Source organism: Serratia sp. 2880STDY5682894, assembly GCF_001537385.1.
GTDB lineage: Bacteria > Pseudomonadota > Gammaproteobacteria > Enterobacterales > Enterobacteriaceae > Serratia > Serratia nevei.
The window spans coordinates 1-12475 of the sequence record NZ_FCJA01000014.1 but is presented as its reverse complement, the minus strand read 5'-3'; the positions used below and the strand labels follow the sequence as shown (position 1 = coordinate 12475).

Sequence of the window (12475 nt, the reverse complement as noted above, 5' to 3'; positions counted from 1 at the left end):
CAAAAAACGAAAATGAATTCCATCATACGGAAAAAGGAATCTCACCCATGGCCACCCCTGCTCCCGCCAAACGCGGCAAGAAGCCCCGCGCAGCAGCCCCGGCCGCCAGTGCGGCGACCGGCCAGGTACAATCGTTGACCCGTGGCCTGAAGCTGTTGGAATACATTTCGGAAGCCCAGGGCAACGTGGCGCTGACCGATCTGGCGCAGCAGGCCGGCCTGCCGAATTCCACCACCCACCGCCTGCTCACCACCATGCAGCAGCAGGGATTCGTGCGTCAGGTCGGCGATCTCGGCCTGTGGACCATCGGCTCGCACGCCTTTGTGGTCGGCAGCAGCTTCCTGCAAAGCCGCAACCTGCTGGCGATGGTGCATCCGACGCTGCGGCGCCTGATGGAAGAGTCCGGCGAAACCGTCAACCTGGCGGTGCTGGATACCAGCGAGTACCAGGCAATCATCATCGATCAGGTGCAGTGTACGGCGCTGATGCGCATGTCGGCGCCGATCGGCGGTAAACTGCCGATGCACGCCTCCGGCGCCGGCAAGGCGTTCCTCGCCACCCTGCCGGACGATCAGGTGACCAAACTGCTGCACAAGAAAGGCATGCATACCTACACGCCGCACACCCTGACGCCGCACAACCTGAAAGAGGGGCTGGCGCAGATCCGCAAACAGGGCTTCTCCTTTGACGACGAAGAGCACGCGCTCGGCCTGCGCTGCGTGGCGGCCTGTATCTTCGACGAGCACCGTGAAGCCTTCGCCGCCATCTCCATCTCCGGCCCGGTGTCGCGCATCACCGACGATCGCGTGATCGAACTGGGGGCGCTGGTGATCCACGCGGCGAAAGAGATCAGCCTGGCCTACGGCGGCGTGCGCTGATCCTACCCCTCCGAGGGCGCCCCTGCGCGCCCTCTCTCCCGATTCCTTGCTCTGTTGTCAGCATGTAACAGGCTATCGGCATCCTGTTTAGCACACGGGAAAAAAGCTTGAAGCCGATCACAGTTAACGATCCTCACGGCGAAAGCCCATTGCAACCGCTCACACTTCCTTCGACAATGTTACCGATAACATGTTACCGGTAACAATCAAGCTGAACGAAGGTAACGTCACCCGGTGTTTTGGAGCCAAGCCATGACCAACAATCAAAATCGCATTTACGTCGTTATGGGCGTTTCCGGCAGCGGCAAGTCCGCCGTCGCCGCCGCCGCGGCCCGCCAACTCTCCGCCGGTTTCCTCGACGGCGACTTCCTGCATCCGCGCAGCAACATCCTGAAGATGGCCGCCGGCGACGCGTTGAACGACGACGACCGCGCGCCGTGGCTGGCCGCGCTCAACGACGCCGCCTTCGCCATGCAGCGCACCAACAACGTGTCGATCATCGTCTGCTCGGCGCTGAAAAAGCAGTATCGCGACCGCCTGCGCGCCGGCAACGGCAACCTGTCGTTTATCTACCTGCACGGCGAGTTCCCAGTGATCGAATCCCGCCTGGCGGCGCGTAACGGCCACTTCTTCAAACCGCAGATGCTGGTCACCCAGTTCGCCGCGCTGGAGCAACCGGGCGCCGACGAAAGCGACGTGATGGCGATCGACATCAACCAACCGCTGGACGCGGTGATCGCCGATACCGTGCGCCATATCCAGAGCTTCCTGCCGCAGGACGTGTGCGCGTGAGTACCGTTACGCTGGTCGGTACCGCAGTCGGCTCGGTTTTACTGCTGTTATTCCTGGTGATGAAGGCGCGCATGCACGCCTTCGTCGCGTTGATGCTGGTGTCCATCGCCGCCGGCATTTTCTCCGGCATGCCGCTGGACCATATCGCAGACACCATGCAAAAAGGCATGGGCGACACGCTGGGCTTTCTGGCGATCGTGGTGGCGCTGGGGGCGATGTTCGGCAAGATCCTGCATGAGGTCGGCGCGCTCGATCAAATTGCGGCGCAATTGCTGAAACGATTCGGACAAAGCAAGGCGCACTATGCGCTCGGCATCGCCGGCCTGATCTGCGCGCTGCCGCTGTTCTTCGACGTGGCGGTGGTGCTGCTGATCGGCATCGTGTTCGCCGTGGCGCGCCGCACCGACGGCAATATCGTCAAGCTGGCGATCCCGCTGTTCGCCGGCGTGGCCGCCGCCGCCTCCTTCCTGCTGCCGGGGCCGGTGCCGATGCTGCTGGCTTCGCAGATGAAGGCCGACTTCGGCTGGATGATCGCCATCGGCCTGGTGGCGGCGGTGATCGGCATGCTGATCGCCGGCCCGCTGTACGGCAGCTTTATCAGCCGCTTCGTCAACTGGCCAATGCCACCGGAAGAGAACGAGCCGACGCTGACCAAGGGCAATCTGCCGTCATTCGGCTTCAGCCTGGCGCTGGTGCTGTGCCCGCTGGTGCTGGTCGGCATGAAAACCATCGGCGCGCGGCTGGTCACTCCGGGTTCACAGCTGCAGCAGTGGCTGGAGTTTATCGGCCACCCGTTTACCGCCATTCTGCTGGCCTGCCTGATCGTGATTTACGGCCTGGCGAAACCGCGCGGCATGAGCAACGAACAGACGCTGGCCATCTGCTCCGCCGCGGTGCAACCGGCCGGGATCATCCTACTGATGACCGGCGCCGGCGGGGTGTTCAAACAGATCCTGGTGGATTCCGGCGTAGGGCCGGCGCTGGGTGACGCCATGATCGGCGCCGGCCTGCCGATCGCCGTGGCCGCCTTTGCGCTCTCCGCCATGGTGCGGGTGATTCAGGGCTCGGCCACCGTCGCCTGCCTGACCACCGTCGGCCTGGTGCTGCCGGTCACCAGCCAGCTCGGATTGAACGGCGGGCAGCTGGCCGCGCTGGCTATCTGCATCGCCGGCGGCTCCATCGTGCTGAGCCACGTCAACGACGCCGGTTTCTGGCTGTTCGGCAAATTCACCGGCGCCAACGAACTGCAAACGCTGAAAACCTGGACGGTGATGGAAACGATTCTGGGCAGCGTCGGCGGCGCTATCGGCATGATGGCATTCACGATGTTTTAAAATCCCAAATCGCCCCCGGCCTTGCACACCAGGGCTGCAAATCACCACCGGGGGCACCGCCACAGGCGGCGACTATAACAACAGCAATGTGAGGAAGGCATGATTAACCCAACCTTGTCCCGTGTCACACAGCGCATCACCCACCGTTCCCAGGCCAGCCGTGCCGCCTATCTGGCGCGTATCGAAGCGGCCCGTTCCCAAACCGTCCACCGCGCGCAGCTGGCCTGCGGCAACCTGGCCCACGGCTTCGCCGCCTGTCAGCCCGATGACAAGACGGCGCTGAAAAACATGGTGCGCAGCGATATCGCCATCATCACCGCCTATAACGACATGCTGTCGGCCCACCAGCCGTACGAACACTACCCGCAGCGGCTGAAACAGGCGCTGCAGGCGGTGGGCGCCGTGGGCCAGGTAGCCGGCGGCGTGCCGGCGATGTGCGACGGCGTGACGCAGGGGCAGGACGGCATGGAGCTGTCGCTGATGAGCCGTGACGTGATCGCCATGTCGGCCGCCGTCGGCCTGTCGCACAACATGTTCGACGGCGCGCTGTTCCTCGGCATCTGCGACAAGATCGTGCCCGGGCTGGTGATGGCCGCCCTCTCCTTCGGCCACCTGCCCGCGCTGTTCGTGCCGGCCGGCCCGATGAGCAGCGGTTTACCCAACAAGGAAAAGGTACGCGTGCGCCAGCTGTACGCCGAGGGCAAAGCCGACCGCCTGGCTCTGCTGGAAGCCGAGGCCGCGTCCTATCACGGCATCGGCACCTGCACCTTCTACGGCACCGCCAACACCAACCAGATGGTGATGGAAGTGATGGGCCTGCACCTGCCGGGCTCCTCTTTCGTACATCCGGACACGCCGCTGCGCGATGCGTTGAACGACGCCGCCGCGCGCCAGGTGACGCGACTGACCGACACCGCCGGCAACTACCTGCCGATCGGCCGCCTGGTGGACGAGAAAGTGGTGGTAAACGGCATCGTCTCGCTGCTGGCCACCGGCGGCTCCACCAACCTGACCATGCATCTGGTGGCGATGGCGCGCGCAGCAGGCATCATCATTACCTGGGACGATTTCTCGGAACTGTCGGAGGCGGTGCCGCTGCTGTGCCGCATCTATCCGAACGGCCCGGCCGACATCAACCAGTTCCAGGCCGCCGGCGGCGTGCCGCTGGTGGTGCGCGAGCTGCTGCAACATGGGCTGCTGCACGAAGACGTGCACACCGTGGCCGGTTTCGGCCTGCACCGCTACACCCAGGAACCCTGGCTGGATAATGGCCAGCTGGTGTGGCGTGAAGGCGTGGCCGGTTCGCTCGACACCAGCGTGATCGCCAGCGTCGCTCAGCCGTTTGAGCATCACGGCGGCACCAAAGTGATGGCCGGCAATCTGGGCCGTGCGGTGATGAAAACCTCGGCGGTGCCCGCCGACAACCAGATTATCGAAGCGCCGGCGGTGGTGTTCGACAGCCAGCACGACATCGTGCCGGCGTTCGAAGCCGGCAAGCTGGATCGCGATTGCGTGGTGGTGGTGCGCTTCCAGGGGCCACAAGCCAACGGCATGCCGGAGCTGCACAAGCTGATGCCGCCGCTGGGCGTGCTGATGGATCGCGGCTTCAAAGTGGCGCTGGTGACCGACGGCCGCCTGTCAGGCGCCTCCGGCAAGGTGCCTTCCGCCATCCACGTCACCCCGGAAGCCTATACCGGCGGCCTGCTGGCGAAAGTGCGCGACGGCGATCCGATCCGCGTCAACGGCCGCAGCGGCGAGCTGCAGGTGCTGGTCGACGCCGACGAACTGGCCCAGCGCGCGCCATGCCAACCCGATCTGAGCGCAGAACACATCGGCTGCGGCCGCGAGCTGTTCGGCGCGCTGCGCAGCCAGCTGTCCGGCGCCGAGCAGGGCGCCTGCTGCATCAAATTTTAATCGATAGCCTGGCCGCATCGCCGCCTGGCGGCGGCCACAGAGGAGAACGTCATCATGAACCAATGGAAAACAAGCGCCGAGCAGATCCTGACGGCGGGGCCGGTGGTGCCGGTCATCGTGATCAACAAGCTGGAACATGCGGTACCGCTGGCGAAAGCGCTGGTCGCCGGCGGCGTGCGGGTGCTGGAAGTGACGCTGCGCACCGCCTGCGCCATGGACGCCATTCGCGCCATCGCCCAAGAAGTGCCGGAAGCGATCATCGGCGCCGGTACCGTGATCAATCCCCAGCAGCTGCGTGAAGTGACCGAGGCCGGTGCGCAGTTCGCCATCAGCCCGGGGCTGACCGACGAGCTGCTCAAGGCGGCCACCGCCGGGTCCATTCCGCTTATTCCGGGCATCAGCACCGTTTCCGAGCTGATGCTGGGCATGGATTACGGCCTGCGCGAGTTTAAATTCTTCCCGGCGGAAGCCAACGGCGGCGTAAAAGCACTGCAGGCGATCGGCGGCCCGTTCCCGCAGGTGCGCTTCTGCCCGACCGGCGGCATCTCACCGGACAATTACCGCAGCTATCTGGCGCTGAAAAGCGTGCTGTGCATCGGCGGCTCCTGGCTGGTGCCGGCGGACGCGCTGGAAAGCGGCGACTACGCCCGCATCACCGAACTGGCGCGCGCCGCCGTCGCGGGCGCCCAGGCCTGATTTACATCGCAGCGGTGGCGGCCGGCAGCGCCGCCCCGCTGCGCTGGCTGAACCGCTGCTTCTTGCGGTAAGCGAACACGTCTTCCACGTGCCCCTCGCGGATGCGCTGCTGCAACCCGCGCCAATACTCAGCGGTAAACAGATCGCTGTGCAACTCCTCAAACACCTGCCGAATGCGCCGATCGCCGCACAGGAAGTGGCGGAACTCCTCCGGGAACACGTCGTTGGGCGCGATGCTGTACCACGGCTCACTGGCCAGCTCGTCCTCCGGATAACGCGGCGGCGGAATGTCGCGGAAGTTAACCTCGGTCATGTAGCAAATTTCGTCGTAGTCGTAGAACACCACCCGCCCGTGGCGCGTCACACCAAAGTTCTTGAACAGCATGTCGCCGGGGAAGATATTGGCGGCGGCCAGCTGCTTGATGGCATTGCCGTACTCTTCGATCGCATCGCGCATCTGCTGATCGTTGGCCTGCTCCAGATACAGGTTCAGCGGCGTCATGCGCCGTTCCATATACAGGTGCTTGATCACGATGCGATCGCCGAGATCTTCCAGTTTGCCCGGCACTTCGCGCTGCAGTTCCGCCAACAGCGCCGGGCTGAGGCGCGCCTTGTCGACGACGAAATTCTCGTACTCTTGGGTATCCGCCATGCGCCCGACGCGATCGTGCTCTTTCACCAGCTGATAGCAGGCCATCACCTGCGCCTGCGTCACCTCTTTTTGCGGGGCGAACTCGTCCTTGATCACTTTGAATACCCGGTCGAAAGACGGCAAGGTGAACACCAGCATCACCATGCCCTTCACCCCCGGCGCGATGATAAATTGCTCCTGCGACTGCGCCATAAAGGTCAGGTATTCGCGATAGCATTCGGTTTTGCCATGCTTCTGGCAGCCGATCGCCATGTACAGCTCGGCGGTGGTTTTGCCCGGCAGGATCTCACGCAGCCACTCCACCATCGCCGCCGGCAGCGGCGCGTAGACCATGAAATAAGAACGGGCGAAGCCGAAGACGATGCTGGCCTCGGCCTTACCGGTCAGGCAGGCGTCGATAAACAGCGCGCCCGATTCGCTGTGGTGGATAGGCAGCAAGAACGGATAAACGCCGTCGGCCAGGCGCAGCTTGCCGACCAGCCAGGCGGCCTTGTTGCGGTAGAACAGTTCGTTGGCGATCTGGAAGGTTGCCCCCGCCAGCTGCTGTGCGCTGAAGGCGCGTTGCAGCGCCTGAGTGATGTAGCGAATATCGCGCGTCAAATCCTCCCACGGCAGACGCAGCGGCAGATCGCTCAGTACGCTGCGCAGCATCGCCGGCAGATCGCCATTGGGCGTGAAATCGCGCGCCAGCGGACGCGGAATATCGCGAAAGCGCCGCTCCGGCTGCGAACTGAAGACGAACAGCTTGTCCGGCGTCAGATCGCGGTGCTTGAACAGCCGGCAGTAGACCGAGTTAAAAAAGCTTTCGGCGATCTCGAAACGCGGATAGTCCGGCAGCAGGTCGATATAGACCGCTTTGACCCGGCTGGGGAAGTCGGCGTCGAAGTATTTCTGCCCGGTGATGCATTTGAGCTGCTCCACCACCAGGCCGACGTGATGGTCGTACAGATGGATGCGCTTTTTCATCGCCTGCTGCACCGCCGGCCAGTCCGCCTGCTCGAAGCGCTGCTGCGCGCCGGCGGTCACTTCCAGAAAGCGGCCGTACTGCGCATCGAAGCCCTGCAGGATCGTCTGTGCGATCAACAACTCCAGTTTTGCCGCCATCCTTACCCCCGCCAGAAAAAGAAGCCTGCGCATGCAGGCTCCGGGTGAAACGTCTTCAAGCTTGCCGCATCAGAACTGCTGTTCTTCCGTCGAACCGGTCAGCGCGGTGACCGAAGAGGCGCCGCCCTGAATGATGGTGGTGACCTTGTCGAAGTAGCCGGTACCCACCTCTTGCTGGTGCGACGCGAAGGTGTAGCCGCGATCCACCGCGGCGAACTCCGCCTGCTGCACCTTCTCGACGTAGTGTTTCATGCCCTCGCCCTGCGCATAGGCGTGCGCCAGGTCGAACATGTTGAACCACATGCTGTGGATGCCCGCCAGCGTAATGAACTGATACTTGTAGCCCATGTCCGACAGCGCCTGCTGGAAGCGGGCGATGGTCTGGTCGTCGAGGTTCTTCTTCCAGTTGAACGACGGCGAGCAGTTGTAGGCCAGCAGCTTGCCCGGGTATTTGGCGTGGATGGCGTCGGCGAAGCGCTGAGCGGCATCCAGATCCGGCGTTGAGGTTTCGCACCACACCATATCCGCGTAAGGGGCGTAAGCCAGGCCGCGGCTGATCGCCTGCTCGACGCCGGCATGGGTACGGAAGAAGCCTTCCGCCGTGCGCTCGCCGGTGACGAAGGCGCTGTCATACGGATCGCAATCGGAAGTCAGCAGATCGGCCGCATCGGCGTCGGTGCGGGCGATCACCAGCGTCGGCACGCCGAGCACGTCGGCCGCCAGGCGCGCGGCGACCAGTTTCTGGATCGCTTCTTGCGTCGGCACCAGCACTTTGCCGCCCATATGGCCGCATTTCTTCACCGCCGCCAGCTGGTCTTCAAAGTGCACCCCGGCGGCGCCAGCGGTGATCATCGCTTTCATCAGCTCGAAGGCGTTCAGCACGCCGCCGAAGCCGGCTTCCGCATCGGCGACGATCGGCAGGAAATAATCGGTGTAGCCTTTGCTGCCCGGCTCAATCTGGTTAGCCCATTGGATCTGATCGGCGCGGCGGAAGGTATTGTTGATGCGCTCGACGACCTTCGGCACCGAGTCCACCGGATACAGCGACTGGTCAGGGTACATGGCCGCCGCGCTGTTGGCGTCCGCCGCCACCTGCCAACCGGACAGGTAGATAGCCTCGACGCCGGCTTTGGCCTGCTGCAGCGCCTGGCCGCCGGTCAGCGCGCCCAGGCAGTTCACGTAGCCTTTGCGCGCCTTGCCGTTCAACAATGCCCACAGTTTGGCGGCGCCGTTTTGCGCCAGGGTGCATTCCGGGTTGACCGAACCGCGCAGGTTGATCACGTCTTCGGCGCTGTAAGGGCGAGTGATGCCTTCCCAACGGGCCGATTTCCATTCCTGTTCCAGCTGCTGGATCTGTTGAGAGCGAGAGGTAGACATAATTTTTATCCTTTCAGTCGTGTAGGGTTGATTGGGAAAACTCAGGCCAGCAGCTCATAGCCGGGCAGCGTCAGGAAATCGATTAATTCATCTTGCGTGGTGATGCGCTCCATCAGGCGCGCCGCCTCTTCGAACCGGCCGGCGTTAAAGCGCGCTTCCCCCACTTCTTCACGCACCACCAACATCTCTTCTTGCAGCATCTGGCGGAACAGCGCCTTGGTGACCGGACGCCCGTCGCTCAGGCTCTTCTCGTGGTGGATCCACTGCCAGATTGACGTACGGGAGATTTCCGCCGTCGCCGCATCTTCCATCAAACCGTAAATCGGTACGCAACCGTTGCCGGAGATCCAGGCTTCGATGTACTGCACCGCCACGCGGATATTGGCGCGCATCCCCGCCTCGGTGCGTTCGCCGTCGCACGGTGCCAGCAGCTGTGCGGCGCTGATCGGCGCGTCTTGCTCACGCAGCACCTCCAGCTGGTTTTGGCGATCGCCCAATGCTTTGCCAAATACCTCCATCACCGTATCCGCCAGCCCCGGGTGCGCCACCCAGGTGCCGTCGTGGCCGTTGCTGGCCTCCAGCTCTTTGTCCGCCCGTACCTTATTCAACACCCAGTCATTTTTCTCGGCGTCTTTGCTCGGGATAAACGCCGCCATACCGCCCATGGCGAACGCGCCGCGCTTGTGACAGGTTTTGATCAACAGACGCGAATAGGCGCTGAGGAAAGGTTTCTCCATGGTCACCGACTGACGATCCGGCAGCACGCGATCGCCATGATTCTTCAGCGTTTTGATGTAGCTGAAGATGTAATCCCAGCGGCCGCAGTTCAGGCCGACGATGTGGTCGCGCAGGTGGTAGAGAATTTCGTCCATCTGGAACACCGCCGGCAGGGTTTCGATCAGCACGGTCGCTTTGATGGTGCCGCGCGGCAGATCGAAACGATCCTCGGTAAAGCTGAAGACATCACTCCACCAGGCCGCCTCTTCCCAGGACTGGGTTTTCGGCAGATAGAAATACGGCCCGCTGCCCTTGGCCAGCAGCTGGCGATAGTTGTGGTAGAAGTACAGCGCGAAATCGAACAGGCCGCCGGGAATGGCTTCATCACGCCACAGCACGTGTTTTTCCGGCAAATGCAGGCCGCGCACGCGAGCGATCAATACCGCCGGGTTCGGTTTCAGCTGGTAGATTTTGCCTGCTTCATTGGTGTAGGAAATGGTGCCGTTAACCGCATCGTGCAGGTTAATTTGGCCGTCGATGACTTTGTCCCAGCTTGGCGCCAGCGAGTCTTCGAAGTCCGCCATGAATACTTTTACGTTGGCATTAAGCGCATTGATCACCATCTTGCGCTCAACCGGCCCGGTGATCTCGACCCGGCGGTCACGCAAATCTTGTGGAATGCCGCGGATCTGCCAGTCACCTTCACGAATGGAAGTGGTTTCCGAAATAAATCCCGGCAGTTCGCCGCGATCGATATTTTGCTGCCAGCGGACACGCGCCGCCAGCAGCTCGTTGCGCCGCAGCGTGAATTTCCCCACCAGTTCCGCCAGGAATTCAACCGCCTCATCGGTCAACACCTGGCGCTCCGCTGCGGCGAAACCCTGCGTAAACCTTAACTCCGTGCCTGCTATCTGTTGTGTCATGACCTTGCTCCTTCCCATCGTTGCGCTCGCGCGACCGGCGCATTTTCATCAGAAATCACTGTGGATCAGGGCGGATGAAACGATCCTCAACTGGTCAGATCTCATCCCGATAGCTCTAAGAATACTCAACAAAAAATAAAAATCAAAAACCATTTCCATTTTATTATTAAATATTTTATTAACACTTTATTATCAATTGGTTAGATAAAATAACAATAATGACAGGTAAGGAAATCGCTTCCATCAGAGTGATAAAGATGCGCTAACGCCTTGTTTAACAATGGACTTTAAGGAGGTGTGACGGAGAAAAAGAGGATCGTTCAGAGGATCAACGGCGCGGCGGCCTCGATTCAGCCGCCGGCGAGCAGAAAAAATCAGTCGAGCGTCGGATTCATATGGCGCAGATCATACGGCGTGATCTGGTAGACGTAATAGTTGAGCCAGTTGGAGAACAGCAGATGGCCATGGCTGCGCCAGGTGGCTTTCGGTGTCAGTGCGGGGTTGTCATCGGGGAAGTAGTTGAGTGGAACGGCGGGATCGAGGCCGGCTTCGTTATCGCGACAATACTCTCCTGCCAGGGTCAGCGTATCGTATTCCGGATGGCCGGTGACAAACGCCAGGCGCTTGTCCCTGCTGGCAAACAGGTAGGCGCCGGCCTGCTCGGATTCGGCCAGAACATCCAGGTCGGTATATTGACGGATCACCTCGGTCGGGAAATCGGCATAGCGTGAATGCGGCGCCAGGAAGCTTTCGTCGAAGCCGCGTGTCAGCAACGCATGCTGCTGCAGCGTTTGGTGCGGATAAACGCCGGAGAGCTTCACCTCGCGCGTCATCTTGGGAATGCCATACAGAATATTCAACGCCGCCTGTACCGCCCAGCACACGAACAGCGTGGAGGTAACGTGGTGCTTGGCCCAGTCGATCACGCGCTCGATCTGCGGCCAGTAGGCAACATCGCAGAAATCGACCAGCCCCAGCGGCGCGCCGGTAACGATCAAACCATCGAAGTTCTCGTTCTGGATATCCTCGAAGTCGCAGTAGAAGTTATTCAGATGCTCGGCCGGCGTGTTCTTCGATTCGCGGCTATCGATACGCAGCAGCTGGATATCAATCTGCAGCGGCGAGTTGGACAGCAGGCGCAAAAACTGGTTTTCCGTTTCGATCTTCTTTGGCATCAGGTTGAGGATCAGCACTTTCAGTGGCCTGATTTCCTGTGTTTTTGCCCGCGAGGATGTCATCACGAAGACATTCTCACCGCGCAAGAAATTGACCGCAGGTAACTCATCAGGAACACGAATCGGCATTGCTTAACCCTCACACATCCATTTATACGTTTAGACTTCTAGATGCCCGAAGATAGCGTTTTTTTCCGTCGATGTCGAGCATTCGGCGGAAAGGTGAAAATGTTTCATTGCGCGCTCTGCGCCAAGATATGAGGAGGGGGAGTAAAGGGACTGAAAAGCAAAAAGGCCATCCTTTCGGATGGCCTCTTGGCTTATTTGATGCTTGGCAGTGTCCTACAGTATTCGTCTCATCCTGAGACTCTCCCCTGCGGGGCCGCCGCAAGCGGCGTTAAGGCCCGTTCCCGACGGGCCTTTCGCATGCCCATGCTCGAGCAGAACACCAAATAACAGACAAAACAAAAAGCCCCATGCTTTCGCATGAGGCTTGTTGTTTTATTTGATGCTTGGCAGTGTCCTACTCTCGCATGGGGAGACCCCACACTACCATCGGCGCTACGGCGTTTCACTTCTGAGTTCGGCATGGGGTCAGGTGGGACCACCGCGCTATTGCCGCCAAGCAAATTCTTTTTTCTGCCGAACTTCTAAACCCACTTTAAATAAAGTGGTGCTGATACCCAGAGTCGAACTGGGGACCTCACCCTTACCAAGGGTGCGCTCTACCAACTGAGCCATATCAGCACGCTTAATTTGATGCCTGGCAGTGTCCTACTCTCGCATGGGGAGACCCCACACTACCATCGGCGCTACGGCGTTTCACTTCTGAGTTCGGCATGGGGTCAGGTGGGACCACCGCGCTATTGCCGCCAGGCAAATTCTGTTTCATTCCAACCGCGCCACTCTCGTG

The 12475-nt window shown here is 61.2% G+C and carries 9 protein-coding genes, 1 tRNA gene and 2 rRNA genes; 5 read left to right on the top strand and 7 right to left on the bottom strand.

Translation table 11 applies throughout. The features are described from left to right. The first annotated feature begins 47 nt into the window (after window positions 1-47). From iclR to AWX27_RS22675, 5 genes are all read left to right on the top strand, one after another. Window positions 48-878 carry a glyoxylate bypass operon transcriptional repressor IclR gene (gene iclR, locus AWX27_RS22695; protein ID WP_004936648.1) on the top strand — a complete coding sequence of 277 codons (831 nt, stop codon included), beginning with the start codon at window positions 48-50 and terminating at the stop codon, window positions 876-878. 252 nt (window positions 879-1130) lie between these two features. Continuing rightward, the gene (gene gntK / locus AWX27_RS22690; protein WP_038874371.1) at window positions 1131-1670 is read left to right on the top strand and encodes a gluconokinase; all 540 of its coding nucleotides are present in this window, start codon (window positions 1131-1133) and stop codon (window positions 1668-1670) included. Then, window positions 1667-3004, top strand: a complete 1338-nt coding sequence (gene gntU / locus AWX27_RS22685) for a gluconate transporter (RefSeq protein WP_060425180.1) — start codon at window positions 1667-1669, stop codon at window positions 3002-3004. Before gntK ends, gntU begins: the two co-directional genes overlap by 4 nt. A 99-nt stretch (window positions 3005-3103) precedes the next feature. Next, window positions 3104-4918 (top strand): phosphogluconate dehydratase, encoded by a 1815-nt coding sequence (gene edd, locus AWX27_RS22680; protein WP_060425124.1) that lies wholly within the window; start codon window positions 3104-3106, stop codon window positions 4916-4918. A gap of 54 nt (window positions 4919-4972) precedes the next feature. Then, on the top strand, window positions 4973-5614 hold the full coding sequence (locus AWX27_RS22675; protein ID WP_049201544.1) for a bifunctional 4-hydroxy-2-oxoglutarate aldolase/2-dehydro-3-deoxy-phosphogluconate aldolase: 642 nt from the start codon (window positions 4973-4975) through the stop codon (window positions 5612-5614). Between the two features lies 1 nt (window position 5615). Here AWX27_RS22675 and aceK read toward each other — a convergent pair whose 3' ends face one another. From aceK to rrf (AWX27_RS22640), 7 genes are all read right to left on the bottom strand, one after another. Further along, on the bottom strand, window positions 5616-7370 hold the full coding sequence (aceK, locus tag AWX27_RS22670; RefSeq protein ID WP_060425122.1) for a bifunctional isocitrate dehydrogenase kinase/phosphatase: 1755 nt from the start codon (window positions 7368-7370) through the stop codon (window positions 5616-5618). A 69-nt stretch (window positions 7371-7439) separates the two neighbouring features. Next, on the bottom strand, window positions 7440-8747 hold the full coding sequence (gene aceA / locus AWX27_RS22665; RefSeq protein WP_004936630.1) for an isocitrate lyase: 1308 nt from the start codon (window positions 8745-8747) through the stop codon (window positions 7440-7442). Between the two features lie 41 nt (window positions 8748-8788). Continuing rightward, window positions 8789-10387 carry a malate synthase A gene (aceB, locus tag AWX27_RS22660; protein ID WP_060425119.1) on the bottom strand — a complete coding sequence of 533 codons (1599 nt, stop codon included), beginning with the start codon at window positions 10385-10387 and terminating at the stop codon, window positions 8789-8791. 374 nt (window positions 10388-10761) lie between these two features. Next, on the bottom strand, window positions 10762-11691 hold the full coding sequence (gene metA / locus AWX27_RS22655) for a homoserine O-acetyltransferase MetA (protein ID WP_060425115.1): 930 nt from the start codon (window positions 11689-11691) through the stop codon (window positions 10762-10764). A gap of 381 nt (window positions 11692-12072) precedes the next feature. Next, window positions 12073-12188, bottom strand: a 5S ribosomal RNA gene (rrf, locus tag AWX27_RS22650). Between the two features lie 45 nt (window positions 12189-12233). Beyond that, window positions 12234-12309: transfer RNA gene (locus AWX27_RS22645), tRNA-Thr, on the bottom strand. Window positions 12310-12323: 14 nt separating this feature from the next. After that, window positions 12324-12439, bottom strand: a 5S ribosomal RNA gene (gene rrf, locus AWX27_RS22640). Window positions 12440-12475 lie beyond the last annotated feature (36 nt).